The organism is Mesorhizobium sp. M0244, assembly GCF_040321795.1.
In the GTDB taxonomy this organism is placed as follows: Bacteria; Pseudomonadota; Alphaproteobacteria; order Rhizobiales; family Rhizobiaceae; genus Mesorhizobium.
On the sequence record NZ_JAMYSE010000013.1, the window covers coordinates 57051 to 82046 of the forward strand.

The following is a 24996-nucleotide window of genomic DNA, read 5'->3' on the forward strand; positions in this document are numbered from 1 at the left end:
CGAAGTCTTCAGGCCTTCAGCGTGATCGCCTTGAACGGCAAGTCGTAGTCAGTCGCCGGAAGCGAGAAATTCTCTGCGCGCGGATTGTGAGCCCACAGCCGCTGGCTGACGACAAGCGGACAGATGGCGGTGTTGTCGTGCAGCCAATCGTAGAGAGCCTGCATCTTCAGGTCGCGTTCGGCGCCGCTCGCCTCGAGCGCAGCCTTGACTATGCCGTCGAGCGCGTCCGAGACATAGATCTTGCCGTCAGGCCCGCTGTCCGCCGTCGAGACGAAGGCATTGCCAAGGGTCCCGTGAGGGTCATAGGGAGCGCCATAGGTGGTGAAGAAAGCGAGATCATAGTCGAAGGCCGGACGCCGTTCATGCATGGTGGCATTGTCGACAGAAGAGACCTGGACCTGGAAACCGACCTCGGACAATTGACCCTGGATCATTTCGGCGATGCGCCGCGATCCCGGCAGGGACTCTTCGGAAACCAGAAAGTCGATGGTCAGAGGAGAGCCAGCCTTGGTCCAGGCGCCGCCGCTCTCTGCCCAGCCCCCGTCGGCAAGTATCTTCTTGGCCGCCGCCACGTCACGCACCGGCACGTCATGCCGCTTGCCCGACGACGGCACGTTCGCCGGGAACAGATCGGCGGCCGGGTCGGCAAAGCCCTCGAACAGGACCTTGGCGATCGCCGCCCGGTCGACCGATGCATAGACGGCATCGCGAACGGCCTTGTCGGCGATGATCTTCGACGTCGGCGAATAGCCGAGCAGCATCGTCGCGGTGCCCGGCTCGGCAACAACCTTCATGCCGTCGCTTTCCAGCGCACGGGCGCGGCGCGGCGATAGCGTCGCCACCCAGTCGCCACCGATGACATCGAGGTCGCCTGAGCGGAGGCCGTTGGCACGAGCGAGTTCATCGGGAACCACCTTCAGTTCCATGCGGCTGAAAAGCGGCTTCTCGCCCCAGTATTTGTCGTTGCGAACGAGGCTGGTGCCGCTCGAATCGTATTTTTCGACGATCCATGGACCGGTTCCGATCGGCGCCGTCTGCTTGCCATCCTTGTCGACTGCCTTGGGCGACAGGAAACGAACTGGGCGGACGATGGTGAGTTCGAGGAGTGCGGCCGGCACCGGTCGCTTCAGCTTGACCGTCAGCTTGTTTGGTCCGTCCGTGACAATGCTGTCGAACGCATCGGAGATGCCGATCCAGGAGAAGTCGCTCACCCCCATCCATCGCTTGAGGTTCCATTCGGCTGCGGTGGAATCGAACGGCGTGCCGTCGCTGAAGGTCACGCCTTCACGCAGATCGAAAGCGATCGAAAGCTGATCGTCGGCAATGGTCCATTTGGTGGCAAGTCCCGGCTCAAGCGCGCCGTTCTGGCCGTAGTGGATCAGCGCATCGAAGACGATGGTGTAGGTGCTCAGCGTTGAAACATTCTGCAGCAGGTCGAGATCGCCGGTCTCCGCGGCGATGGCAATCTTCAGCGTGTCGTTGGTTTCGGAAAAGGCGGTGCGTGGCAGCGCAGCGGCGAAGGCAAGGCCGGCGGTGGAAACAAGGAAATTGCGGCGGTCGAGAGTGATCATTTCAGTTCCCCATTTTTGATTGATTGGTAGCGATTGTACACATGCATTCCCATTTGTATAGACATATTCGGCGCCAATCCAAGTTGGCGCGCAGCGCTGCGTTTGGCAAAGGAAAGCGCCGTCTCGCGTGATGTCGCCATGCCGGCGCGGGTCTCGACAGGCGCTAAATCCAGCTCAGCGTCATCGCCGCCAGCGCAAGGTAGCGGCCGACCTTCGCGATCGTGACGATCGCAAGGAAGCTCCAGAATGGCTCCCGCAGCGCTCCCGCCACAACCGTCAGCGGATCGCCAACGAGAGGAAGCCAGCTCAACAGCAGCGACCATCGTCCATAGCGCTGATACCATCGCGTCGCGCGCGTCAGCGCAGAGGGCCGCACCGGGAACCATTTGCGATTGCGAAAGCGATCGACGCCCCAGCCGAGCCACCAGTTGACGATCGAGCCGAGCACATTGCCTGCGCTTGCGGAGGCGATGAGCAGAGCCGGAGCATAGCTTCCTGTCAGGAGCAGCCCCGCAAGGGCTGCTTCCGATTGCATCGGCAGGATGGTCGCCGCCGCGAACGCGGTCAGGAAAAGACCGCCATAGATGGCGAGCTCGCCAGGCATTTCGAGCTCTCAGCTTGCCTTGGGCCATTTCGGGTGCCGATCGTCGACGACGTAGCCATGCGAATGCTCATAGCCCGCTTCCGACCATACTGCGTCCCCGATATGACGGTCGTCCTCAGGCAGGTCGACATGCGTATGCACAAGCACGTCGGGATCGTGTTTCGGCCATAGCCAGATCGCGGCAAGCAGGGCAGCGGCGCCTATAACGCCGAGCAGAACGAAGGTGAAGGGCAATCCCATCGCGGCACCGACGCGGCCGGCAATGGGATAGGTGATCAGCCAGCAGGCATGCGAAAGCGCGAATTGGGCCGCAAACAGAGCGGGCCGGTCGACGGCATCGGCAGAACGTCTGATCAATCGGCCCGAAGGCGTCTGCGCCAACGAATAGCCGAGCCCCAGCACGAACCAGAGCGGCAGCAGCAGATAATAGCTGCCGGCGAGCGGTCCCACCAGCACGCCCGCGACCAGGATCGCGGCGCCCGAGAGCATCGCAACCCGGTCCGGGACGTTCTCCAGCAGCCGCGGCAGGGCAAGGGCTGCAATCATCGATCCGCCGCCGAACGCTGCGAGCGCCAGCGCCGTGTCGCTTTGCGAGAGGCCGAACTGCGCCTGCACCAGGACGACCGTGTTGACGATCACCATCGCGCTTGCCGCCGCGACGGCAACGTTAAGGGCCAGCAGCCCGCGCAATCGCGGCGTCGCCAGATAGATGCGGATTCCGCGCGTGGTACGATCGTAAACGCCGCGCGGCTGCGACGGTTTAGGGCTCGGCAGGACCACCGACACCACCAGCGCCGCCGAGGCGAGAAAGCCGATAACCGTACCGGCGAACAGGCTGTGGAAGCTGATGACGGAAAGCAGCGCCGCCGCCAGCATGGGACTGACGACGCTTTCCAGGTCATAGGCCAGTCGCGACAGCGACAGGGCCCGCGTGTAGTCCTTCTCCTCGGGCAGCACGTCAGGGATCGAGGCCTGGAAGGCCGGAGTGAAGCCTGCCGACGCCGACTGCAGGACGAAGATGAGAACATATACCTGCCAGACTTCGGTAACGAAGGGCAGGAACACCGCGACCGCAGCCCGGATGAGGTCGAGCGAAACCAGCATGGTGCGGCGCGGCAGGCGCTCGGCGAACGCAGCGGCGACAGGCGCCACGCCGACATAGGCGATCATCTTGATAGCGAGCGCCGTGCCGAGCACCGCGCCGGCATCGGCGCCGGCAAGATCATAGGCCAGCAGCCCGAGTGCTACGGTGGCAAGGCCAGTGCCGATCAGGGCGATGACCTGGGCCAGGAAGAGATGACGGTAGGTGCGATTGGCCAGGACCTGAAGCATATTTTGCGTTCTTGCAGCGGATTGGGGTTCGTCGAGCCAGGAACATAGCGCAAACAGCCCGCCTGTCTCAGTGGTGGTGACCTTCGGGTTCGACCATCTTGAACGGCAGCACCTGCTCGCGACCCTTCGCGGCCAGGATCAACCTCGCCTGGAACTCATGCGGCTCGGCAGGGGCGACGGTGCTCTCAAGCCGATGATGGTTGTCAGCGGCGGGCTCGAGGCGAAGCGTCTCTGGCCCTTCGGGTCGGTCGATAATCACCGTCGCTGTCAAATCATCGGCGTGGCGATCGATGGTCAGCCGCATCCGCTCGCCAGCCGGTGTATCGACGATTTCCAATGTCCCTGCAGCCAGATCGCAGACTACCTTGAACGGCTCCGGTGCATGATGATGAGCATGAGAGGTTTCCCCCCGCTTGGCGGTCGAACCGGCTGAGCTTTCGAGGCGGACATTCGCCTCCGCCAACGCCGGCAAGTGGGCGAACAGTTCCTCCTTAAGGGCTTCGCTGACGCCCAGTACGTCTTTGGCCGTCGCCGCATCCGGAACACTGATGGCGACGTCGGCATGTAGGCGATGGCCGATCCAGCGCGCCTGCACACTTCCAACGCGCTCGATGCCGGACACATGTTCGGCGGCATGATGGATTTCATCGATGATGCCGGGCTCCACACCATCGAGCATGCGCGTCAACACGGCTTTCGACGACTGCCAGACGATGGCGAAGATCGCCGCGGTGATCAGCAGTCCGATGATCGGATCGGCAAGCGGAAAGCCCAGCCACACGCCGATAGCGCCAAGGACGACTGCCAGGCTGGTGAAGCCGTCGGTGCGGGCATGGTAGCCGTCCGCGATCAGCGCCGCGCTGTTGATCTCTCGGCCGACGCGGATGCGAAATACGGCCACCGCTTCATTGCCGATGAAGCCTATGAGGCCGGCGATGGCGACCCAGCCAAGAAATGCGATGGGACGCGGATTGATCAGCCTGTCGATCGCCTCATAGCCTGCGACGATGGCGCTGAAAAGAATGATGAGAACGATGACGATCCCGGCCAGATCCTCGACGCGGCCCAGGCCGTAGGTGAACGCCTTGCTCGGTTTGCGGCGGACCAGCATGAAGGCGATCCACAGCGGGACGGCGGTGACCGCGTCGCCGATATTGTGGATGGTGTCGGCCAGCAGCGCCACGCTGCCGGAGAGGAACACGACCACAAGCTGGAGCGCTGCCGTGACGGCCAGAACGACGAATGACCATTTGATTGCCCAGATGCCGCGCGTCGTCGTGGCGATCGTCGGATCGATGACGCCGTGGGTGTGGCCATGGCCGCCATCACCATCACCATGATCATGTCCATGGCCGCCGAAGCCCTGCGTCATCGGACCGAAGCCGAACCAGTCGCGTATCTTATCCATTATGGTGTTCTCTCACAGGTACTTGGTGATATCCTTGAACTCGTCGATCGAGCGGCGCTGCTCGCGCGCCAGCGGCCCGACGACGTCTTCAAGGCAATGGTTGAGATGATCCTGGATCAGGGTCTTCTTGGCTTGCGCGATGGCCCTCTCGACAGCATGGAGCTGCTGGGCAAGATCGAGGCAGGGCCGGCCCGCTTCGATCATTTCGATCACGCCCTTCAGATGTCCGCCAGCCCGCTTCAGGCGCTTGACGATATCGGGATGGGTTTCGTGGGTATGAGGCTGCTCGCTCATCTCTTGATACCATCCTCTTGGAGGGGATACAACAAGCCTCAAAGAGGCCTCGATTCCGGTGCAGTCAACAACCATTCGTTAGGATTTTGGAGAATAATCGCCGTTCATGCCGAATCGGATCCACAGCACAGTTTTTTGTCTGGTCATCGCTTTAGCGATGATGTTCGGCGTGCTGCGTCCTTTCGGCTATTCGACCTCACACGATCCGATCGCGATTGCCACCGCGGTTGAACGTCACGGCGGAGCCGCCGCGCAGATCGAAGATCATGACCACGCACACGATGACGGCGTTGCCGACGAGCAGAGCGCTGGCCATTTTCACGGGCACGATGCGGCAGACCATTCGCACGAGACGGCGAGCACGCCTGTCGGGTTCGCACCGACCTTTCCGCAGGTCGAACGGAGCTGGCTGAATTATCCGCCGACTTTCCTCGATCCGGGCACGACATTCCGGCTTGAGCGACCGCCGAGGCCATTCCTCGCCGCATGATCGCGGCCGCTCACGCGGCCACCCTCAACGACGAAGATTGGAAATTTTATGCAAGGACCCTTCGACCGGGGCCGACCACGCGCGCGTCGCACGTGTGGGCGATCCGTCCTTCCCCTGCTTATCGCTCTCCTGACCCTGCCGCTGCTGACCGGAGCGGCCTTTGCCCATGCTGTCGCTGCCGGCGACAAGGGCTACATCCAGGAAATCTCGGGCATCAACGTGCTGCCCTTCATCTATCTCGGCGCCAAGCACATGGTGACCGGATACGACCACATCCTGTTCCTGTTCGGGGTAATCTTCTTCCTCTACCGGATGAAGCATATCGGCATCTATGTCAGCCTGTTCGCGCTCGGCCACTCCACGACCATGCTGCTCGGCGTCTATTTCAACGTCGGCATCAACAGCTACATCATCGACGCGATCATCGGCCTTTCCGTGGTCTACAAGGCGCTCGACAATATGGGCTCTTTCCAGCGATGGCTCGGCTTCCAGCCGAACACCAAGATCGCGACGCTGGTCTTCGGCTTCTTCCATGGTTTCGGCCTGTCGACGAAGATCATCGAATACAACATCTCGCCGGACGGCCTGGTGCCCAACCTTTTGGCCTTCAATGTCGGCGTCGAGATCGGCCAGCTCTTGGCTCTTGGCGCCATCCTGATCGTGATGGGCTACTGGCGCCGGACACGAAGTTTCTGGCGCCACGCCTATACCGCAAACGTCATCATGATGACGGCTGGTTTCCTGCTGATCGGATATCAGCTCACCGGCCTGTTCGTCGCCGCATAAGGAACCGAATCATGTACAACACCGACCTTCCCAGCCGCGCCGATTTGCCGACGTCAGCGCAGCTCAAGCGCTCCACCTTCATTGCCGCGCTGACGGCTTTCGCATTGCTCATCACGGTCGTCATGCCGTCCGAGTATGCGATCGACCCGACCGGAGCAGGCAGATTGCTCGGCCTCACCAGAATGGGCGAAATCAAGACACAGCTGGCAGCCGAGGCGGCAGCCGACGAAATGGCCAGCGCGAAGGCACCAACCGAGCGGATGACGCAAATGGTCCCTCCAGCCGAGTTGATGGCGCGCATGGACCGAATTGAAAACCTCCTCGTCGCCCTGACCGCCGAACGGCCTGCTTTGCAGCCGTCGCCAACTGGGGAGGCCGTTGCCCAAGACAATGTGACAGTTGGAGAGATCGCTCCTGCCGAGGCTCCGGCCATTGCTACAACGCCTGCCACCGAAGCAACCTCGGAAGCCCCGATCCAGCCAGATGGAAGGCAAGACGAGCTATCCTTCACGTTGGCGCCAGGCCAGGGTGCCGAAGTCAAGCTCGTGATGCGGCAGGGCGCCAAGGCAAACTTTTCCTGGACAGCTGACGGTGGCGTGGTGAACTTCGAGACGCACGGCGATGGCGGCGGTCAGTCCGTCAGCTATGAAAAGGGTCGCAGCGTTCCAGCTGACGAAGGTGCCATTGAAGCCGCCTTCGATGGAAATCACGGTTGGTTCTGGCGCAACCGCGGTGGCAGCGACGTGACCTTGACGATCCAGACTGAAGGCGACTACATCGACATCAAGCGTATGATCTAACGCATACAGGGTCGCCCGGCGCCACTTCGACCGTCGGGCGTCACCTATCCGTCTGTTCCACCGACGAGCGCAGATGCGCGTCGAAGCTTTGCGCCGCGACGAAGACACGGCTGACCTTCAGGTAAACGGGTCTTGATCCACCGCTCGATCTGGTTCACGGCATTTCAGCCCGACGTGATCTGCCAAACGGCTACGCCGGCAAGCGCCAAGCCGGCAGCGCCCTCAATGGCTCGGGAAATGGCATCGAACAGGCGTGGCCGGCTATCGAAAAAATGCACCAGACGTTCACGAAACAGGATCGACAGCATCGCAACGCAAGACAGCGTCAGCGCCACGCCGGCCATCATGGTGATTGCAAAAAGAATGCCGGCGACCGGAACGCCTCTGGATATCGCAAAGGTCATCACGAAAAGCGTCAGCGGGCATGGGATCAGGCCGGCCATGACGCCGACGGCCTCGCCCTCATGCTTGTGGTGATGGCCGTGGCTCAATGCGCGCCAGAGCATCCAAATGCCGATCAGGCCAAGCAGGCCCCGACTGACGTCTTCCAGCAGCGGGGCGCGGCCAACACTGCCCAGGGCAATCGATACCAACGGCAACGAGAGCGCCGCGATCAGCACGGCAATCGTTACATGCGTGAAGGAGAGTGTCAGCGACACCAGAAGCCCACGCCGGACGCTGGCGTCCGATCCTGCCAGATAGGTGGCCAGGACAGCCTTGCTATGGCCCGGCGTCAGCGCATGCGCCGCACCGAACAGAATGCCCATCGGCAGAAAGGCCGTGAACGCCAGCCAACCGCCGCCGGCCGCAAGCAGTTTGATCTGCTCGGCCAGCGCCAGGTAGATCGTGCGTTGGAACTCGACCAGCGTCTGGAACATGGCCATCGAACCGGCTCCGGGTCAGCCGCACGTCAATTCGAGGCGCGTCGCGAAAATCTTGCCGAGATCGGTCCCCGTCGGATCACTGAAGAACGCGTCTGTCAGGCTCTTCTGGTTCTGCGCGATGGCCGTGTCCGGATCTGGACGCACGACCTCGCGCGAGCAGCCTTGCGGCAGACCGGCCACCGCAAGCTTGTCGTCGTCGGTAAAATCGATTGCCGTGTAGAAGGTCGGATCGTAGACACCGATACTGACTTTTCCAGCAAGGGCCAACGGGTCCTTTGGCTGCGTTTCGAACTGGACGACGAGTTGATCGTTTTCATAGCTGACGCTGAACTTCGGCGGTGGCGCCATCGTCACGTCCTTGCCGTTCAAGGTCACCATCTGAAAGTAGTTGTACTCGGCCAACGACGCATGGACGGTGAGAGCGACTTCATCGAGTTCCTTCGCATCAAGGACAAGGTCGGAATTCTTGTCGAATTCCATCAGCACGGTGCTGGAAAAGAGGTCGTCGAAACGCCAGAGATGCCGAAGCGACTTGAGCGTTCTGTCTGGACCGACGGTCAGGTCCAGCGTCGCTTCGGCAAACACATGTGGATGGGCGTTCGCTGCCGCGGCGGAAGCGAGCAACAGCGCCGCGCCTGATACCATGCCTGTCAGTTGCATTTTTCGCTCACATTTCGTTCGTCGATTCCGCATCAGGCAGGACACCTGCCATTGCAAGCAGGCCGAAATGGGACGGGCCAAAGCCCATACCAACCTTGATCGATCAGGGCTGTGTTGCTTCATTTAAGGAGGCAGCTACCCAAGGTCGCCCTTCAGCGAATGTTTGAGCATGATCACCGCGATACCAGCAAGGATTGCCAGCACTATCATCCAGATAATCTTTTGCCGATCGCTCAATTTCCTGCTCCTGATCGATTCAGAGCATTCCTATCGCGAGTTCCTTGCAAACGCAAAAAGCCCCGCGTCCCGTGCAGATAACACCAGCTGATCCGCCCTAGTCGTCGGCGATCGAGCTTGCAATGACCGTGTTCGATGTGATCCGGGACCTCGGGAACGTCAAATGGACAAGCTGCTTGCGATTGCCGGCTGTCAATATGTAGAGTTTGGAAACTTGCATTCCGTTTCTGTCCTCGCCGATTGTTTCGGCATCCGTCCGGGCGAAGAAACGCTCCTCGAATGGCGCGCGGTCGACATCGAATAGCTTTATGGAGCAAGTTTGCACGGACTTGCCATTCAAGTGGCTTTTGTCACCGCGATCATGGTTTTGGCCGGGAGGTCGTCACCGGTCGCCTCCCAGCCCTGGAAGGCGCCTACGTCACCGACGGGGGCAAGTGCTGCGTCGCCGGACAACGGAGTCCATCCGCGTCTCCTGGCCGCAGGACGGTTCGTTCGAAGTCAGGTCCATGGGCAAGACAAATACCGTGAAAAGCTTCCAACGCCAGATCGACATTTATCGGCACGCACCAGCGGCGATCTCAGGCATATAGCAGCGAGCGCCGGGATAAAGAGGGCTTCGACATCAGCACACCGCAGGGTCAAAAAATGGACCCTCTGGCACGTTAGTCAAGAGTGCCATTTGGCGGGCCCAGCGGCTGCGACGAGATCGACCTCCATCCGACTGTCGGCGGCTGCGCCGTCGCCCCGTAGTATCATTCGCCAGTTATTCTCCGACGCGGTCCGCATTGAAGACCCGCGGTAGCCGTCGAACTTGTGTGTCCATTCCCTCGGCCCTCGGGAGGCTTCTCCACCAGGGTGGGGATCAAAGGAGCGATGAACGCTAGCCGGCTGGGGCTGGCAGTTACTCGTTTACGCATGGAATCGTGTCTAGGTCGCAGGCATATATCCGCGCTCCACACGTCCTAACGTTGGTTGAGATCGGCAGCCAGACCGGCCAGCCACTCTGTGCGCCAAGCGGATAGAGGTGAGTGTCGATCGCGAATTGCAGAAACGGTTGCCAGCGGATAATTGCAAAGTCAGCGCGTCACGCGTACGGATCCATAAGCCCCAGCGCGCTTACATCCATAAGCACCCCAAACCCAATGATCTGCTCCAGCGCAACGTTGCGAGACAATGTTCCCAAACTTTTGGCCGGTTCGGACTTCATGCGGCTGACCAGGGCGTATCGATTGTAGACCGCCAAACCGACCATCGCGACGAATAGGCTGATCTTGAACAGGAGAATTCGACCGTAGCTGTTGCGCGGATCGGGGAACGAGCCAAGCATTAGCCAAGTGGTCATAGCGCCCGTAAAAAAAATGAGCGCAACCGCCACCATACCAAAGCGGGAGAAGCGCCACAGGACGGTTTCCACGCCTGCGACTTCGGATGGATGCCGCTGCGCTGCCGCGATTAGCAGGCCGAGGGGCAGGAGGCCACCTATCCACGCCCCGGCACTTGCAACATGGAGAGCTTGAGTCAGTGAGGCTAGAAGGCCCAACGCCGCCGCGTGGCCCTGCCAACCCTCACAGGTCAGTAGCAAGAAAGCCGGCCCGACGACCAATTCGGGCCGCCCCGAGAAGCTGATCACCAGGAGCAGGAGAACGAGCGAAAGGCGAACAAACCAAACAGTTCCGAAGTCGCTTTCCATGAGAACGCCGTGCAAGGTGTCAACCATACCCTCGCGTCCGGAGAGCCCGGCCGTAAAGCACAGCAGCCAAATTGCCGCGAAGATTGCGGCCGCAAGTGCGAGGGCAGGATTGATGTTACGGGGTAGAGGCGCAAGCGCGGAAGCCGCGGTTCTGTCTAGCGCATAGAAAGGGAAGAGTGCCGACCCGAATAGAATCATCACTGAGAGGAAGTAGACCCACCGGGCGAAGGCCAGAGTGCCATCAACGTCCATTTCTACGGTCTGACTTCAAATTTGAAATTGCCCTTCACCTTGTGCCCGTCTGCTGACAGCGCGTGCCAATCAACTTGATAAACACCCGGCGCAAGGGACCTTGATACAGGTGACACCATGTCCTCATCCTGCACCGCGATCTCCGTGGTGATCTTCGCACCATCCGGCCCCGACAGATCGATGCCCGAGAATCGAGCCTCAATGGGTTCGCTAAAGCGCAGTCGAATCTCAGTGGGCGGAGCGGCAATGTTGCTATTGATCTCTGGAGTAGCCTCGACCAATCGAGCATGCGCAAGCGCCTGGCCGGATAATGGCACGCTCCACAGCGCAAGTGTGGCGATCATTCGGATAGTCCGGTTCAACGCGAACTCCTCCCGCGACGACGGTCATCAAAGACTATGCACTTCCTGACGAATATACGAATATTTGGTATTGCAGGGCCGCCACCGTTCGAGCTGTCACGAAATTTTCCATTTGCCGGAAAAGTGATGGGAGATCAGGCCAACACGCTACCGACCGCCGAGACTCTCGATTGAAGGTCACGGACGCCGCAAGCGTTTGTAATTATCAGGACAAGCGCGGGCGAAACAAGCGTTTGCGCCCGCGTGACTCCATTTCAGCTATTTAACCGGGATCATGAGATGTGCGTATGGAGTGCCCGGCCACATCACATAGGGCTTGGATGTGTCAGGCTTGGGGTCCGTCGGATAGCCCTGCATCATGTCCATTGCGTTGACGATCATCACATGCGGGCCGGTCTCTATCCAATTGTTGCCTTCCTCGGGCTTCGTCGCATAGGGATCGGTGTTGCTGCCATCGGTACCGCCGGACAGCATGTACATGAAGCCGACCTTGCCCTTGGGCGGTTCCTTCTTTTCCATCCATGCCATCGCCCATTCCATCGCGTTGGCATCGCCGCACATTGGGTCCGGGCCGGGCGTGGACGGGCTGTCTGGCATGCACCAGAAGCCGTTCTTGCCCTCGCGCAGGGTGCGCATGGCGCCCTTTTCATCCGCGGCGTAGACCGCAGCGCCGCTTGCCACGGCAGGGGGTGCAGCAGATTCAGCGCTCTTGATCATCGCAGCGTCGTCGGCGGCTGCGCCTTGCATCGTAACCAAACTGCCTGCCGCCAAAAGGGCAGCGACCGTCAGAAGCCGTTTCATGGCCGTTCTCCGGTTGAGTTGATCTTGTGCATGATGTCCGACGCACGGCTTTCCGAAGCCGTTTGTCGGTGATCAAACACTAGCAGATTACATGCCTCCGGACAATTTACGTTTTAGCGCTGTCTAATGTCTTTGCAGGGGGCGTGCTATTAAACGGGGGCCTTCAAATCGGTCACGAAACTCCTGAGGGTTCACTAACCAAGATGGTGCTGTTCAGCGAGTGGCCAAATTTGCGCGGTTTCCCAGCAACCTTGCTTGCGTCGTCAAATCGCCACCTGCCCAACCCTAGATTAGCCCGCGCATCGTCAGTTCAGCCTTCAGATAGGCATAATAGATCGGCGCGGCGACAAGACCTGGCATACCAAACCACGCTTCCATAAAAAGCATCGCCAGAAGTAGCTCCCAGGCACGCGCATTGATCCGCGAACCGATGATCTTGGCGTTTACAAAGTATTCGAGCTTGTGAATGACGATGAGAAAGGCAAGCGAGCCGAGTGCTGCAAGGAAGGAGATGCTGAGGCTGACAACCACGATCACGGTGTTGGAGATCAGATTGCCGATGACCGGCAGAAGGCCGGCGACGAAAGTCAGCGCTATCATTGTCCTGATGAATGGCAGATCGATGCCGAAGGACGGCAGAACAGCGACGAGATAGACCGCCGTCAGAAACGTATTCAACGCCGAAATCCGGATTTGCGAGAACACGATGTTGCGAAAGGCCTTGCTCAGAATGTTGACACGATCTGCCAGCGCGACCGCCAGTGGGCCGGGCTCGCGCGATGGCGCCGCCGAGCTCACCGCGATCAAGCCGCCGATCACCATGCCGACGATAATGTGGACCACAAGGACGCCGACATCCCGCCCGACGAGTTGAAGCTGGCCGGCATGTTCGCGGAGCCACCGGGCCGCGAAGACTTCCAGTTCCTCGATGTTTGATGGAAAATAGGCCATCGCCCAGGTCGGGAGATGGACGCGCGCGGTATCGATGATCTCGGCCATCTTCTTGAGGAGCGTCACGACGTTCTCCGAACCGCCAGTCAATTGCGACATGCCGCTAAAGATAGCGGCGGCTATCAGGAGCGTGAAAATCAATGCCACCAAGGTCAGCGCAAGGCTTTTCGTCAGGCTGTTGGAAACGCCGATTCGATGGAGCATCGGTGCGGCGAAATGAACGAGATTGAACACGAGAAGGCCCGAAAGCAGTGCCGGAAGCAGCCCGAGTTCGAGAACGGCGACCAGCGCTATAAGCGCGAGCAGACACGACGCGAGATAGAACCGTGAGAAAGTCAGCACTTTTCACCTGCAGAAGCAGCCAAGTCCTCTCCGGGTTTCATTAGCTTTGATACCCGGTGATGCGCAAGCGAACACGCGTTCAACACGTGTGTAAGGCTAACCGCCTCGGAGGTCCCATGCTTGCGCGCCAGGTTGCCCGCTTTTGCCCCGCCTCATGCTCACGCAGGACGCGATGATCAGCTTTTCGGTAAACCGCTTTCTCTTCATCAGTCCGCCATTCAATCGAGGCCGGACCCTAATCTCAGATGGAGGAAATGCTCGTGGCAGGTCAGCCGCTCGAGAATGTTCATGCCGGTTGGCAAGAATGATGCTCTTCGTGGTGAACGCCGAAGTTCATTCCGCCGCGAAGACCATCAGATCCTCGAACGGGAACTCGACATGGTATTGGCCGGACGGAAGGGCGTCCCGGGAATAGGTCCGGATGGTCAGGTCATTGCCTTCGAAAATGACTTCATGCCGATCGCCAAGAAAAAGGCTCTCGACGCAGGTCATGGCGATACGTCCAGGGCCGTCCTCCCCGGACCATGTCACCCGCTCAAGCCGGACGAGTGCGGTGACTTTGGCGCCGACGGTCAACTCCTGCTGGGCACTGCCCACAAGATGGATGCCGTTCACGACAATTTCCGCACGGTTGCCGTTGATGGCGGTGACCACGCCGTCAAGGCGATTGCTGGCACCCATGAACTCTGCTGCAAACAGGCTCTTCGGCTTGTTATAGATTTGCTTGGGCGTTCCGTCCTGTTCGATCTGGCCGCCGTTGAGCAGCAGGATGCGGTCGGCGAGCGCCATCGCTTCCACCTGATCATGGGTGACGCACAGCGCCGATAGCCCGAGATTGGTGATGAGGCGGCGCAGCCAGATCCGCGCTTCTTCGCGTAGCTTGGCGTCCAGATTGGACAGCGGCTCATCGAGCAGAATCACGTTCGGCTCATAGACCAGCGCACGGGCCAGCGCCACGCGCTGCTGCTGTCCGCCGGAGAGCTGATGCGGATAGCGCTCGCCCAGTTTGCCGAGGCCGATGCTGTCCAAAGCCTTCTGGACGCGGCTCGCAACATCTGCCTGGGACACTTTGCGCAGCTTCAGGGGATAACCCACATTCTCGGACACCGTCCGATGCGGCCACAGCGCATAGGACTGGAATACTAGCCCGAGACCGCGCGTTTCCGGCGCCAGATTGATGTTCCGCCCGGCATCGAAAAGCGGTTTGTCACCGAGCAGTATCTTGCCGCTGTTGGGTGTCTCCAGACCCGCGACCGCTCGCAAGAGCGTCGTCTTGCCGGACCCGGAAGCGCCGAGCAAGGCGACGATCTGACCCGGTTCGACCGAGAAGGACACACCTTTCAGGATTTCAAGGTTGCCGTAACTGAGGCGCAGACCGTCTATGATGATGTCAGTCATTGAGGCGGACTCCAAAGCGCATCGCGAGGGCAAGACCGGTCACGATAATGACGGTGTTGATGACGGCGAGAGCGGAGACCAGATCGATCGCGCCGGTGCCCCAAAGGGAAACCATGAGCGAGCCGATCACTTCGGTTCCCGGTCCGAGCAGATAGACGCCCGTCGAATATTCACGGGCGAAGATCAGGAAGATCAACAGCCAGGCTGAGAACATGCCGCCGCGGATGAGCGGCAGGGTGATGTCCCTGGCAACCTGGCCCTCGCTGGCGCCAACTGACCGGCCGGCTTCCTCGAGCTCCTTGCCGATCTGCAGGAGCGTTCCGGAAATCAGCCGCATGCCATAGGCGAACCACACAATGGTATAGGCGAGCCATACCGAGATCATCGTGGCACGCAGGGGTGCGATCGGCTTGAAGAACAGAAATATCCACAGCATGGCGAGGCCAGCCACAATGCCCGGCATCGCCCGCGGTATCATGGCCACGTAGTCGACGACTTTGGTCAGGGGTGCGCTCGAGCGATGACCGGCGAGTGCCACGGCAGTATAGGCCGCGATCGAAGCCGCGCCGCCGACCACCGCGACGCCGACCGTGTTGACAATGGCGCTGACGACATTCGGATAGTCAGCGAGATCGCGATAGTGATCCAACGTCAGCACCTGGAAGATATTCACCCCGACGCCCCAGCTTGTCACCAGTGAACGAATTGCGACGCCGGCCACCGGTATGATCACGGTGGCCGCGAACCAGGCCACCACAAGCGCGAAGGCCGGCCAGCGAAGAGCGCCCAGCCGGATGGGGTTGTGCCGACTGCCCTTGCCTTTGACAGACACATAGCGGCTGGCGTTGCGCAGCATGTAGCGCTGCAGCACCACCAGCGGCAGCGCGATCATGATGATCGCCACCACCACTACGGCCATCAACTGGTAGGAAGGAACACCGAGCTTGTTGGTGAGCTTGTAGAGATAGGTGGCGAGAACCAGCACGCCTTCCGGATCGCCAAGCACCAGCGGCAGGCCGAAAAGTTCGAAACCGAGGAAGAACACCAGAACCGCCGCATAGAGCACCACCGGCATCACCATGGGCAGCGACACACTGGCGGCGACGCGCCAAGGGCCGGCGCCGGCGGTGCGTGCCGCCTCTTCGAGGTCGGCGCCAACGTTGCGGAGCGCCGCCGATGCATAGAGATAGACATGTGGGACATGGGTCAGCCCGGCAATGATCGCGATCGATGTCACCGAATAGACATTCCAGGGCACGTAGCCGATCATCGACTTGACCGCCAGCGAGACGAAGCCGACTGGTCCCAGTGTCATCACATAGCCGAAGGCCAGCACCACCGCCGACATGAAAACCGGGATCAGGATAATCGGCTCCAGCCAGCGCTTGCCCGGCACGTCGGTGCGCACGATGATGAACGCGAGCAGGATTCCCACCGGAACTGCGATCACCGTCATGCCCACCGCGAGCTTGAGCGAAGTCGTCAGCGCTAGCCAGAAATCCGCGTCCGCGAGGATGAAGCTGTAGGCGTTCAGCGACAGATGCGCGGTTTTCTGGAAGAAAGGCGCGGACAGAAAACTCTGATAGATGATCAGGGTGACCGGTGCCAGCACCACCAGGATGGCGAGGAGGTTGGTGCTGACACGAAAGACACGGAAGGGCATGATCGCCTCGAACAAAGCCGGGGGCCGTCCGCTAGCAAGAGCGCAAGCGCGCCGTTCCGATGATTCTTAACAGCAAGAAGGGTGAGAGAGCCGACTGTGGAGGCACTCCCGATCAAGCGATTACTCGCCCTTCATGGCTTTCTGCCACTCGTTGAGGAACGCCAGCCGTGTCGTCTCGTCGAGACCTTCGAGCAGCTTGTCGTCGAGCGCGATCGGGTGAACGTTGTCACCGGCGGCGGCTTTTATGGACGCCAGCGTGGTTGCCCCTTCAACGTCATCACGAACGGCATAGAGCTTGATGTCGTCGGCGATCAGCTTCTGCGCGCGCGCCGACAGCAGATAGTCTACGAATAGCTTCGCAGCATTGGGATCCTTGGCTTCCGCCGGAATGACGGTGGCGCGGGTGGTCACCAGGACATAGTCCTTCGGGATTATCACACCAAGGTTCTCGTCCTTGGCTTGCTTGGCGAGGCCATATGAGCCGAAGATGCCATAGGCGATGGAATGTTCGCCAGACGTGACCTTCTCGATCATCGAGCCGGCGGAGCTGTAGAGCTTGATATGGGCCTTGCCAAAAGCCTTGTTAAGCGCCCAGGAATCGGTCCAGTTCTTGGCGTCCTGGTTGTAGAAATAGAAGCCGACACCGGATTTTTCCGGATCGTAGGACGCGATCTTGCCATCATATTCTGCGGTCTTCCCGCTCATCAGCTTGAGAAGATCGGCGTGGGTTGCGGGAACATCGCCTTCAGGCACGAGACGCTTGTTATAGACGAAAGTCACCGGGTCGGCGGTGGCACCATAGATCATGTCCTTGTAGGACGCCCAGGCCGGAAGGTGGGCCGCCTCCACGGATTTGTATTCCTGCGCATAGCCGTCTGAGGCAAGTTTGATCTGCAGATCGGGAGCCGAAGACCATGCGACATCTGCCGTGCCTTGGCCCGAAGCGGTTTCGGCAATGACGCGATTGTAGAGTTCGGTGGAATTGAGGTCAGAATATTCGACGGCGATGCCGGGGAATGCTGCTTCGAAGTCCTTGAGCAAGGGCTGGACCAGCGCCGCATCGGTCGTCGAATAGATGCTGAGGTGTCCTTCCGCGGTGGCGGCGGCCACCAGATCCTTGTAGTTGTCCGGATACCCGGCGGGGATCTCGGCAGCGGCGGCAAGCGTCGCGAAAGCGGCTGATAGCGAAAACGCGGCCATCATCGTCGCAAGACGATTTTTCATTAGGGTCTCCTCCAAGTTCGCCTAAATCGTACCTCCTCGAGGCACAAAGGGCGAGTATCATCCTGACCTGTCACCAACCTGTCACGGCGATGTCGAGGTTTGCTCAGGCGACTGGGCCCGATGGGTCGTGATCAGATTGTCGACGACAGCCGGAGCGGCCACATCGACGTACTGCCGGATTGTTGAAATCTTGGGGCGGCATCCTACGCGCGTCACGGTCGGTGGCCCTGCGCATCGATCATGGACTTGCTCCAATCCTCGATGAAGCGGCGGCGCAACGCCTCGTCCTGTACGGCAAGTAACGCAGGGCCGATGCGTATGGCGCGCGCGATACCAGACTCGCCAAGTTTTTCCGGGCCGTCCGCTCCCTCAGGCAATTGCCCGTTCTCGGCAAAGAAGAAGGCGCTATCCCTGGCAACCTTCTGTCCCCGGGCTGACAGAACGTAGTCGAGAAACCGTTTGGCAACGTCCATATTCGGTGCCGTCTTCGGAATGAGCGCGCCACGACTGAGTATCAGCGCATAGTCCCGCGGGACAACGACCCTCAAGTCGGAATTGCCCCTGGCCGCCGCGTAGGCGTATGACCCGATCATATTGTAGCCTATATATAGGCTCCCGTTTGCAACGTCCTGAAGGGTCTCCGCGGTGCAACAGCGCACCACAGTTTCCGCTCGGCTCATGCTTTCCAGAAGCCGACCGTAGACCGCCGTCGTCTGCCGCGCATCACTGAACGCCAATAGGTAGCCGATGCCCGAAAGTCGGATGTCGAACGTTCCGACCCGTCCGCGATAAAAATCGATCCGCCGCCTGAGAAGATCGGCGAGTTCGATGTGGGTGCGCGGCACGTCGCCGGACGGCACGAGGCGGGCGTTATAGACGAAGACGGCCGGTTCGTAGGTAAAGCCGAATACCTCGTCGCGCCAGTTTGCCCAATTGGCGACATGCGCGGTTTCCGCCGACACGTGCGGCGCCGCGCAGCCGTCATTGGCGAGCTTCACGAGTTGGTCCACCGACGGCGACAACAAGATGTCGCCCAGCACCGCGCCCGTCCGACAGGCTTCGCTGGCACGCTTTTGCAAGTCGTTGGTGACATATTCAACGTAGTCGATTGCCACGGCGGGGAAAACGGACTGAAAATCTCGGATCAGTGGTTCCATCGCCGCCAGATCGGTCGCAGCGTGGATCGACAGTCGATCCTTCTCCGGCTGCGGAGAAGGGAAAAATGCGCTGCTTCCTTCAGCAGCTCTTGCCGCCTGATCGATGCACAAGACGATTGCAGCCAGCAAAGCGAATGTCCGCGATGTTCCCGCTATCACCCTGCCTTCTCCCTGGCGATGGGCAACGTCAAGGTGACGGTGAACCCTTGCGTGCCCTTCCCGCCATCCTGGCTTTTCTCGCGGAAGGTCAGCGCGCCACCGTGAGCCGCCGCCACCTCCGACGCGATGGCGAAACCCAGACCTGCGCTGCCGTCGTGAGATTTGGACGTTTCGAAGCGCTGCGTAACCCGCTCCCACTCGCTCGGCGGAATGCCCTGTCCGTCATCCTCGACCTCGACATGGGCAAGCGTACCGTCGCTGCGTACCCTGACCTCAAGGCGCGACACCACTCCATGGCGCAGGGCATTGTCGATGATATTGACGATCGCTTCACGCAGGCTGACGGCGTCCGCAAGCACGACAGGTTCGTCGTCAGGCGCCTCGAAGGAGACGATGATGTCCGGATCGATGGTTATCGGAACCGCCGCACGGAAAGCGCGCCGTGCGACGTCTGCCAGGTGGTGCGGCTGAAGCTGCACGGAATCGGCACGATGGATGACCATGGCGTGGCTGAGCAACTGGTTGGTCAGGCGGGCAAGCTCACCGGCGCGCTGCTGTACGCGATCGAGATGCTGGCGGCTCGACTTGTCCAGCTTGGCGTGACTCAACAGATCGAGCTGTGCGGTTAGCGCCGTCAGCGGCGTTCTGATCTGGTGCGCCGCGTCGGCGATGAAACGCTGCAGGAGTTTCACGCGCTCGTCGAGTCGACTCATGAAATAATTGATGGAAGTGACGAAGGGCCGCAATTCTCGCGGGACGACGACCGTTACCGGCGTCAGGTCTTGTGGATCGCGACGGCGGAGCGTCGCTCCCAGGTGCTTGACCGGTTGCAGAGAATAGCGAATGGCCACCATCGCCCCAGCCAATGCCAATATGCTCATGATTGCCAGCAGGACGGTCGCTCTGAGCGTCAGTTCACCTGCGAGCGCGCGGCGCGCTTCCGTAGTCTGTCCAACGATGACATGCGCCCAACCGGATACGGCGGGATCGGACAGTGCGCGCGCCACCACCGCAATGCGGACCGGTTCGCCGCGATAATGCGCCGATTCCAATACCGGAACATCGTGTATTGCTGCCAGATCAACTTCTAATTGCAGATCGGCATAACCTGTCAGCGTCGCGCCGGAAGGGTCGATGACGCGATAGAAGATGCGATCGCGGCTGGCGAGGCCCAGGAGCTCAAAAGCCGACACCGGCAGGTTGACGATGAGCGAACCGGATTCAACCGTAAGGCTGTCTGCCATCTGGATGGCCGCACCAAGCAGAAGCCGGTCATAGGCGTCATCGGCGGCGGTTCGTGCGTAGTACCACGCCGCACTCACCAGAAGAGCCGCGCCCAGGCCCAGCACCAGCGAGATGCGGACCGCCAGGCGCGTGAAAAGGGAAGGCTCAGCCGGTATCATCGGAAGCCAGCTGATATCCCACGCCCCGCACGGTGACGATCTGCGCCTTGGCGCCTTCCAGTTTCTTGCGCAGCCGCCCGACATAAAGTTCGATCGCGTTCTGATTGACCGGCTCGTCAAACCCGAAAAGCTGATCGATAAGTTCATCCTTGCTGAAGACGCGGCCTGGCCGCGACGCCAGTATCTCAAGCAACGTCATTTCTCGTCGTTTCAATTGCACCTCGCGCCTGCCTACCCGGACCGAGCGGCTGCCGCGGTCGAGCACGACATCGCCGCATTGTACGATGTTGGTCGCCTCGCCGCTTTTTCGCCGCAGCAGAACACGGGCGCGCGCCTCCAATTCGCGGAAATCGAACGGTTTGACCAGATAGTCGTCGGCGCCGAGATCGAGCGCGCCAACGCGGTCCTCTATCTCGGAACGGGCCGTCAACATCAGAACCGGGGTTGTATTTCTTGCCTGCCGGAGCCTTCGAACGATTTCGAACCCGTCGAGGCTGGGCAGCATGACGTCGAGGATGACGAGATCGTAGCAGGTGAAATCGAGGATTTCTGCGGCAGCACGGCCGTCCGTCTCCCAATCGACTGCGTGGCCGATCGTTTCGAAGCGGCGGCTGATAGCCTCGCCAACGTCGCGCGTGTCTTCGACGAGGAGAATTCGCATGCCGGAGCATTTGCACGGAAGCAGCAGCCTATCAAGCGTCGCCTCTTTGCGGAGAGGCGCTTGACATCATCTGCAGATCACGCGTTGGCTTCAGCCCTGTTACCGTCAGCAGTTCAAGCTCTCCAATCATTTGTGCTTTATCGACGGGCTGCGCGATGTCGTCTGCCGTCATGTTGATCCTTGCATCCACGCCAAGAACGGGGCGCGTCGGTACATGACCCGCGCTGCAAGCCACGGCTGGATACGCATTTTGCCGCATTCAACGTGTTCGACCGCACCGTGGTCAGTCGCTGGTAGATGCACCACCATCGCCATCAGGGGATTATGCTTCTGGCGATCGTGATGCTGATAGCGATTGCGCAATGCCATCAATTGCGCTTCAGAGAACGTACCCAATTGCGTCATAAGAGGATATCATGCCGACAGGCGATGGCAGTTTGAGCGACATTCTTGGAATCTTGTCGGTTCTCCTACTCGTGGGCGCAAACGGCTTCTTTGTCGCCGCCGAGTTTTCCCTGGTCGCCGTGCGCCGAAGCCGAGTTGCCGAACTTGCCGCGGCTGGGCGGCTGAACGCGGCAGCGCTCCAGCGGGCCGTCGACAACCTCGATGCCAATCTGGCGGCGACCCAGCTCGGCATCACCATTTCATCGCTGGCACTCGGCTGGATCGGCGAACCTGCGCTCGCGCATCTCGTCGAGCCTCTCCTCGTCGGGCTGCTGGGGTCGTTGGCGACTGCGGGCTCACATACTGTCGCCGTCGCGATCGCTTTCATCATCATCACCGCGCTTCACATCGTGCTTGGCGAGCTCGCACCAAAAAGTCTGGCACTCCAGCGCAGCGAAGACACTGCGCTCTGGGTCGTGCGTCCACTCGGTCTGTTCCTCTTCCTGCTCAGGCCGGCGATTCTAATGCTGAATGGTCTCGGCAACCTCGTTCTGCGACTCTGTGGCCTGCACCCGGGAACCGGTGAGGATTCATTGCACTCGCCAGACGAGCTGAAGCTTCTGATCTCGGCCAGTCAGGAAGGCGGGCTGTTGCAGCAGGCGCAGCGGGAGATGGTCGAGCGGGTCTTCAATATCGGCGAGCGCCGCATCAGCGACATCATGACGCCTCGGCCGGATATCGACTGGATCGACGTGGACGATGACCGAACCGAGATTCTTCGTACGATCCGCGATTGCCGCCATGAGCAACTCCTTGTCGGCAAGGGCGGTATCGATGAACCGCTCGGCATGGTCCTGAAGAAGGACTTGCTCGACCAAGTCCTTGACGGCCAGCCTCTCGATCCGATGGCGATCATCCGTGAGCCGCTCGTCGTTCATGAATCAACGCCGATCTTCAAGGTGCTGGAGCAGTTCAGGAAGGCGCCCGTCAGGGTAGCAATGGTCCTCGACGAGTACGGAGGCCTGGAAGGAATTGTTACCCAGACCGATTTGCTCGAAGCCATCGCCGGCGACCTGCCAGACATTGAAGGCGAAGAGCCGGATATCGTCGAGCGTGAAGACGGCTCCCTTCTCGTGGATGGTATGATGTCGGCCCAGGACGCCTTCGATCGCCTTGGTTTTCGAGCACGGCCAACTGAAGGCGACTTCCATACGATCGCAGGATTTGCCCTGTTTCGACTAGGGCATCTGCCTGAGGTCGGGGAACATTTTGATTATGGCGGCTGGCACTTCGAGATCGTGAACATGGATGGCCGGCGGATCGAGAAACTGCTCGCACGAAGGAACTCTCCCACGGAGCGGCAAGAAACATCGGAGTAAGAATGCCCGGGTTCCTGCAAGGCAGACGTGGCACAATCCCCGAGACCCGTTCAACGATCATCGAAAATCACGCATCAGGCGGGACAGGATTCCCGGATTGTCGTGACGACAAAATGCTGCCTCGTTTTCGCAAGCGACGATGTCGACGGTCGCTCTCGCAAAGACACGGTGGCTGGCGGATATTTGCGAGCTTTTTCGCCTGCATGTTATTGTTATTGTCGTTGGCGTCGTCATTTTCATCTTTCCCTGGTTGCTCGGCGGCGCCCTTCGTTTATCCCGTAAACCCGGCAGTCGTGGTGGTGATTCTGCCGTTGGTCATGATGACGCGGCAGTTTGTTACCTGCGTTGCTCCCTTCCCTGATGGCCTTTGGAACGGCTTGGGGCTAGCGGACGGCTGGGTTTCGCCTGTATTGAAGAAAAACTCGCCAACTTGTCCAAAGTGTCAACGGAGCATTGCCCTTACCTTATCGCCGCTTGGAGTGTGATCGGCAATCATGGTACCGCAATGCCGGGAGACGACGATGCGTGTCATTTTCCGATGTGATCCAATGTTGGTCGAGCATTTGCCACGCCCGATCCTGGCGCGCGGCGCTCTACCGGATTGGCTGCGCGCAATGCCCGCCACTTCCTTTTCGGCGATCCACGGCCGCGACATTCGTACGCTCAAGCAGTGCCCGCCGATCATCGACGCAATGACCTATGGCTTCATGATCCTCCTGCCATGCGACGTCCTCGTCGACAAACGGACCTTTTCCTGGGACTGGCAGATTCCAGACCCGGTCACCGGGAACCATCCCCGAGCGCCTTTGAGCTTCCACACGCCGGGGCAACTCGCCGGCAGCCCGTTTGCCACTCCCGGTCAAGCCGCCCTCAAATTCAACAGCTTCTGGACCATACAGGTCGAGAACGGCTGGTCGCTCTTCGCGACGCATCCGGTCAATCGCGAGGATCTTCCCTTCAGGCTGGTGACGGGCCTGGTGGATTCCGACCGGTTCAACGATGGAGGCATCAATTTCCCGGCGGTCTGGACTGAGCCCGAGTTTCCGGCGTGCTCAGGAAAGGAACCTCGGTCGCGCAGTGCTTTGCGGTTCCACGGATTGGGCCGCAGCTGGAATACGAGGTGTTCGACGAAAAGCGGCAGGCATCGTATGCGCAGACGGTCACGGATGTCCTGTCAACGCCCGGTGTGTACCGCAAGCGGTTTCGCGCCAGGCGGGGACGCTCCACCAGCGAGTGAGCGACACAGCGCTTCCTCATCAAGCCACAGCCGGCCGCTAGACGCCGATGTGAGTGCCATGGCGATGTCGCCGAACGTGGATGGGCGCAGAAGGCAATCGAATACGCAGCCATGGCCCCGTCGAGGTCGCCGACTTCCTGCAGGACGACACCCAGATTGACGGCAGCTTCCGGGGCGTCCGGACTCATCTTCAGCACCCGCCGATAGGCTTGAGCGGCGCTGCCGAACTTGCGCATGTCCTGACGCACCAGCCCGAGGTCAAACCACGCAGCCGGATGCCCACCGCCGGCGGCAGCGCGTTCGAGGAAGCCCTCCGCTTCGGCAGGCGCACCGCGTTGCCAGGCAAGGCGCCCGAGGCGCGCCGCTGCCTCCTGGGATTTCGGATCCCGCTGCAAGACAAGTGTCCAGCATTCGCGCGCGGCCGGGGCGTCGCCTGCCTGATCAAGGGTACGTGCTCGCTCGATGAGGATTTCCGCCTGCAATGATAGCTTGGCTGCGCGATCCAGCTGTTGCAACGCCGCTTCAAACCTGCCTTCGGCACGGGCAATCCTGCATGCCAGAATCAAGGCAGGCACATTGTCCGGGCGAACGGCAAGGCTCGCTTCGATGCGCGCACGGGCCCCCGGCATGTCTGCTCTTGCGAACAGGACCGCCGCCAGAAGATGGCAAAGCGCTGGATCGCCCGGGTGCTGCCCCAGGCCCAATGCGCACAGATGCATCGCTTGGTCGTGATTACCGGAATTGAAAGCAGCCACCGCCCAGCGGATCAGATCGCCACTATCGCTTTGATTGTGCGCGTTGTTGCTCGGACACTCACTGGCAGTCATGTCCTCAAGCGCCCGATGTCGATTCCAATCATGTTTGGCG

26 protein-coding genes are annotated in these 24996 nt (G+C 60.4%); 6 read left to right on the forward strand and 20 right to left on the reverse strand.

Features of this window, described 5'->3' with window-relative positions:
* Positions 1 to 8 precede the first annotated feature (8 nt).
* The 5 genes from NKJ08_RS12095 to NKJ08_RS12115 all read right to left on the reverse strand — a co-directional run bounded on the left by NKJ08_RS12095 (position 9) and on the right by NKJ08_RS12115 (position 5209).
* Entirely contained in the window at positions 9 to 1571 is a 1563-nt protein-coding gene (locus NKJ08_RS12095; RefSeq protein WP_352781837.1) for an ABC transporter substrate-binding protein, read from the reverse strand.
* A gap of 163 nt (positions 1572 to 1734) precedes the next feature.
* Positions 1735 to 2175, reverse strand: a complete 441-nt coding sequence (locus NKJ08_RS12100) for a YqaA family protein (protein WP_352781838.1) — start codon at positions 2173 to 2175, stop codon at positions 1735 to 1737.
* A 9-nt stretch (positions 2176 to 2184) separates the two neighbouring features.
* Positions 2185 to 3507, reverse strand: coding sequence for an MFS transporter (locus NKJ08_RS12105; RefSeq protein ID WP_352781839.1), 1323 nt, complete (start codon positions 3505 to 3507; stop codon positions 2185 to 2187).
* Positions 3508 to 3574: 67 nt separating this feature from the next.
* A complete protein-coding gene (locus NKJ08_RS12110; protein WP_352495723.1) occupies positions 3575 to 4918 on the reverse strand; it encodes a cation diffusion facilitator family transporter in 1344 nt (447 codons plus the stop codon).
* A gap of 9 nt (positions 4919 to 4927) precedes the next feature.
* A complete protein-coding gene (locus NKJ08_RS12115; protein WP_352495699.1) occupies positions 4928 to 5209 on the reverse strand; it encodes a metal-sensing transcriptional repressor in 282 nt (93 codons plus the stop codon).
* A 106-nt stretch (positions 5210 to 5315) separates the two neighbouring features.
* Between NKJ08_RS12115 and NKJ08_RS12120 the strand changes: the two genes are divergently transcribed.
* From NKJ08_RS12120 to NKJ08_RS12130, 3 genes are read left to right on the forward strand one after another with little or no spacing between them, the layout of a single operon-like run.
* Positions 5316 to 5699, forward strand: a complete 384-nt coding sequence (locus tag NKJ08_RS12120) for a hypothetical protein (protein WP_352495698.1) — start codon at positions 5316 to 5318, stop codon at positions 5697 to 5699.
* Positions 5700 to 5747: 48 nt separating this feature from the next.
* Complete coding sequence (locus tag NKJ08_RS12125) at positions 5748 to 6485, forward strand: HupE/UreJ family protein (RefSeq protein ID WP_352495696.1); 738 nt, start codon at positions 5748 to 5750, stop codon at positions 6483 to 6485.
* 11 nt (positions 6486 to 6496) lie between these two features.
* A complete protein-coding gene (locus NKJ08_RS12130) occupies positions 6497 to 7285 on the forward strand; it encodes a hypothetical protein (RefSeq protein ID WP_352527311.1) in 789 nt (262 codons plus the stop codon).
* Between the two features lie 164 nt (positions 7286 to 7449).
* Here the strand turns inward: NKJ08_RS12130 and NKJ08_RS12135 are convergent, their stop codons facing one another.
* Positions 7450 to 8163, reverse strand: a complete 714-nt coding sequence (locus NKJ08_RS12135) for a HoxN/HupN/NixA family nickel/cobalt transporter (RefSeq protein ID WP_352527389.1) — start codon at positions 8161 to 8163, stop codon at positions 7450 to 7452.
* Positions 8164 to 8184: 21 nt separating this feature from the next.
* Entirely contained in the window at positions 8185 to 8829 is a 645-nt protein-coding gene (locus NKJ08_RS12140; RefSeq protein WP_502906326.1) for a DUF1007 family protein, read from the reverse strand.
* Between the two features lie 400 nt (positions 8830 to 9229).
* Between NKJ08_RS12140 and NKJ08_RS12145 the strand changes: the two genes are divergently transcribed.
* Positions 9230 to 9370 carry a hypothetical protein gene (locus tag NKJ08_RS12145; RefSeq protein ID WP_352577933.1) on the forward strand — a complete coding sequence of 47 codons (141 nt, stop codon included), beginning with the start codon at positions 9230 to 9232 and terminating at the stop codon, positions 9368 to 9370.
* A 780-nt stretch (positions 9371 to 10150) separates the two neighbouring features.
* Here NKJ08_RS12145 and copD read toward each other — a convergent pair.
* The 12 genes from copD to NKJ08_RS12205 form a co-directional block, all read right to left on the reverse strand.
* Positions 10151 to 11008 (reverse strand): copper homeostasis membrane protein CopD, encoded by an 858-nt coding sequence (gene copD / locus NKJ08_RS12150; protein ID WP_352781840.1) that lies wholly within the window; start codon positions 11006 to 11008, stop codon positions 10151 to 10153.
* A 2-nt stretch (positions 11009 to 11010) separates the two neighbouring features.
* Complete coding sequence (gene copC / locus NKJ08_RS12155; protein ID WP_352781841.1) at positions 11011 to 11352, reverse strand: copper homeostasis periplasmic binding protein CopC; 342 nt, start codon at positions 11350 to 11352, stop codon at positions 11011 to 11013.
* Between the two features lie 276 nt (positions 11353 to 11628).
* The gene (locus NKJ08_RS12160; protein WP_352452020.1) at positions 11629 to 12171 is read right to left on the reverse strand and encodes a hypothetical protein; all 543 of its coding nucleotides are present in this window, start codon (positions 12169 to 12171) and stop codon (positions 11629 to 11631) included.
* Positions 12172 to 12456: 285 nt separating this feature from the next.
* Positions 12457 to 13464, reverse strand: coding sequence for an AI-2E family transporter (locus NKJ08_RS12165; RefSeq protein WP_352781842.1), 1008 nt, complete (start codon positions 13462 to 13464; stop codon positions 12457 to 12459).
* Positions 13465 to 13797: 333 nt separating this feature from the next.
* On the reverse strand, positions 13798 to 14862 hold the full coding sequence (locus tag NKJ08_RS12170; RefSeq protein ID WP_352781843.1) for an ABC transporter ATP-binding protein: 1065 nt from the start codon (positions 14860 to 14862) through the stop codon (positions 13798 to 13800).
* A complete protein-coding gene (locus NKJ08_RS12175; RefSeq protein WP_352781844.1) occupies positions 14855 to 16525 on the reverse strand; it encodes an ABC transporter permease in 1671 nt (556 codons plus the stop codon). The genes NKJ08_RS12170 and NKJ08_RS12175 overlap by 8 nt, the downstream gene beginning before the upstream one ends.
* Positions 16526 to 16645: 120 nt before the next feature.
* Positions 16646 to 17749, reverse strand: a complete 1104-nt coding sequence (locus tag NKJ08_RS12180) for an ABC transporter substrate-binding protein (RefSeq protein ID WP_352781845.1) — start codon at positions 17747 to 17749, stop codon at positions 16646 to 16648.
* A gap of 212 nt (positions 17750 to 17961) precedes the next feature.
* On the reverse strand, positions 17962 to 19035 hold the full coding sequence (locus tag NKJ08_RS12185; RefSeq protein WP_352781846.1) for an ABC transporter substrate-binding protein: 1074 nt from the start codon (positions 19033 to 19035) through the stop codon (positions 17962 to 17964).
* 26 nt (positions 19036 to 19061) lie between these two features.
* Entirely contained in the window at positions 19062 to 20468 is a 1407-nt protein-coding gene (locus NKJ08_RS12190) for a sensor histidine kinase (RefSeq protein WP_352781847.1), read from the reverse strand.
* Positions 20455 to 21129 (reverse strand): response regulator transcription factor, encoded by a 675-nt coding sequence (locus NKJ08_RS12195; protein WP_352623835.1) that lies wholly within the window; start codon positions 21127 to 21129, stop codon positions 20455 to 20457. Before NKJ08_RS12195 ends, NKJ08_RS12190 begins: the two co-directional genes overlap by 14 nt.
* Before the next feature lie 31 nt (positions 21130 to 21160).
* On the reverse strand, positions 21161 to 21301 hold the full coding sequence (locus NKJ08_RS12200; RefSeq protein WP_352781848.1) for a hypothetical protein: 141 nt from the start codon (positions 21299 to 21301) through the stop codon (positions 21161 to 21163).
* Positions 21298 to 21534 carry a hypothetical protein gene (locus NKJ08_RS12205; protein ID WP_352781849.1) on the reverse strand — a complete coding sequence of 79 codons (237 nt, stop codon included), beginning with the start codon at positions 21532 to 21534 and terminating at the stop codon, positions 21298 to 21300. Before NKJ08_RS12205 ends, NKJ08_RS12200 begins: the two co-directional genes overlap by 4 nt.
* 11 nt (positions 21535 to 21545) lie before the next feature.
* Between NKJ08_RS12205 and NKJ08_RS12210 the strand changes: the two genes are divergently transcribed.
* Both NKJ08_RS12210 and NKJ08_RS12215 read left to right on the forward strand, forming a co-directional pair.
* Positions 21546 to 22892 (forward strand): hemolysin family protein, encoded by a 1347-nt coding sequence (locus tag NKJ08_RS12210; protein WP_352781850.1) that lies wholly within the window; start codon positions 21546 to 21548, stop codon positions 22890 to 22892.
* 139 nt (positions 22893 to 23031) lie between these two features.
* Entirely contained in the window at positions 23032 to 23253 is a 222-nt protein-coding gene (locus NKJ08_RS12215; protein WP_352781851.1) for a hypothetical protein, read from the forward strand.
* Between the two features lie 647 nt (positions 23254 to 23900).
* Here the strand turns inward: NKJ08_RS12215 and NKJ08_RS12220 are convergent.
* Complete coding sequence (locus NKJ08_RS12220; RefSeq protein WP_352781852.1) at positions 23901 to 24956, reverse strand: tetratricopeptide repeat protein; 1056 nt, start codon at positions 24954 to 24956, stop codon at positions 23901 to 23903.
* Positions 24957 to 24996 lie beyond the last annotated feature (40 nt).

What these genes read in the sequence shown, in the direction of transcription:
- NKJ08_RS12095 (WP_352781837.1), bottom strand. Translation starts at nt 1,571, where the DNA reads ATGATCACTCTCGACCGCCGCAATTTCCTTGTTTCCACCGCCGGCCTT.
- NKJ08_RS12100 (WP_352781838.1), bottom strand. Translation starts at nt 2,175, where the DNA reads ATGCCTGGCGAGCTCGCCATCTATGGCGGTCTTTTCCTGACCGCGTTC.
- NKJ08_RS12105 (WP_352781839.1), bottom strand. Translation starts at nt 3,507, where the DNA reads ATGCTTCAGGTCCTGGCCAATCGCACCTACCGTCATCTCTTCCTGGCC.
- NKJ08_RS12115 (WP_352495699.1), bottom strand. Translation starts at nt 5,209, where the DNA reads ATGAGCGAGCAGCCTCATACCCACGAAACCCATCCCGATATCGTCAAG.
- NKJ08_RS12120 (WP_352495698.1), top strand. Translation starts at nt 5,316, where the DNA reads ATGCCGAATCGGATCCACAGCACAGTTTTTTGTCTGGTCATCGCTTTA.
- NKJ08_RS12125 (WP_352495696.1), top strand. Translation starts at nt 5,748, where the DNA reads ATGCAAGGACCCTTCGACCGGGGCCGACCACGCGCGCGTCGCACGTGT.
- NKJ08_RS12130 (WP_352527311.1), top strand. Translation starts at nt 6,497, where the DNA reads ATGTACAACACCGACCTTCCCAGCCGCGCCGATTTGCCGACGTCAGCG.
- NKJ08_RS12135 (WP_352527389.1), bottom strand. Translation starts at nt 8,163, where the DNA reads ATGTTCCAGACGCTGGTCGAGTTCCAACGCACGATCTACCTGGCGCTG.
- NKJ08_RS12140 (WP_502906326.1), bottom strand. Translation starts at nt 8,829, where the DNA reads ATGCAACTGACAGGCATGGTATCAGGCGCGGCGCTGTTGCTCGCTTCC.
- NKJ08_RS12145 (WP_352577933.1), top strand. Translation starts at nt 9,230, where the DNA reads ATGGACAAGCTGCTTGCGATTGCCGGCTGTCAATATGTAGAGTTTGGA.
- copD (WP_352781840.1), bottom strand. Translation starts at nt 11,008, where the DNA reads ATGGACGTTGATGGCACTCTGGCCTTCGCCCGGTGGGTCTACTTCCTC.
- copC (WP_352781841.1), bottom strand. Translation starts at nt 11,352, where the DNA reads ATGATCGCCACACTTGCGCTGTGGAGCGTGCCATTATCCGGCCAGGCG.
- NKJ08_RS12160 (WP_352452020.1), bottom strand. Translation starts at nt 12,171, where the DNA reads ATGAAACGGCTTCTGACGGTCGCTGCCCTTTTGGCGGCAGGCAGTTTG.
- NKJ08_RS12170 (WP_352781843.1), bottom strand. Translation starts at nt 14,862, where the DNA reads ATGACTGACATCATCATAGACGGTCTGCGCCTCAGTTACGGCAACCTT.
- NKJ08_RS12175 (WP_352781844.1), bottom strand. Translation starts at nt 16,525, where the DNA reads ATGCCCTTCCGTGTCTTTCGTGTCAGCACCAACCTCCTCGCCATCCTG.
- NKJ08_RS12180 (WP_352781845.1), bottom strand. Translation starts at nt 17,749, where the DNA reads ATGAAAAATCGTCTTGCGACGATGATGGCCGCGTTTTCGCTATCAGCC.
- NKJ08_RS12190 (WP_352781847.1), bottom strand. Translation starts at nt 20,468, where the DNA reads ATGATACCGGCTGAGCCTTCCCTTTTCACGCGCCTGGCGGTCCGCATC.
- NKJ08_RS12195 (WP_352623835.1), bottom strand. Translation starts at nt 21,129, where the DNA reads ATGCGAATTCTCCTCGTCGAAGACACGCGCGACGTTGGCGAGGCTATC.
- NKJ08_RS12200 (WP_352781848.1), bottom strand. Translation starts at nt 21,301, where the DNA reads ATGACGGCAGACGACATCGCGCAGCCCGTCGATAAAGCACAAATGATT.
- NKJ08_RS12205 (WP_352781849.1), bottom strand. Translation starts at nt 21,534, where the DNA reads ATGACGCAATTGGGTACGTTCTCTGAAGCGCAATTGATGGCATTGCGC.
- NKJ08_RS12210 (WP_352781850.1), top strand. Translation starts at nt 21,546, where the DNA reads ATGCCGACAGGCGATGGCAGTTTGAGCGACATTCTTGGAATCTTGTCG.
- NKJ08_RS12215 (WP_352781851.1), top strand. Translation starts at nt 23,032, where the DNA reads ATGTCGACGGTCGCTCTCGCAAAGACACGGTGGCTGGCGGATATTTGC.
- NKJ08_RS12220 (WP_352781852.1), bottom strand. Translation starts at nt 24,956, where the DNA reads ATGACTGCCAGTGAGTGTCCGAGCAACAACGCGCACAATCAAAGCGAT.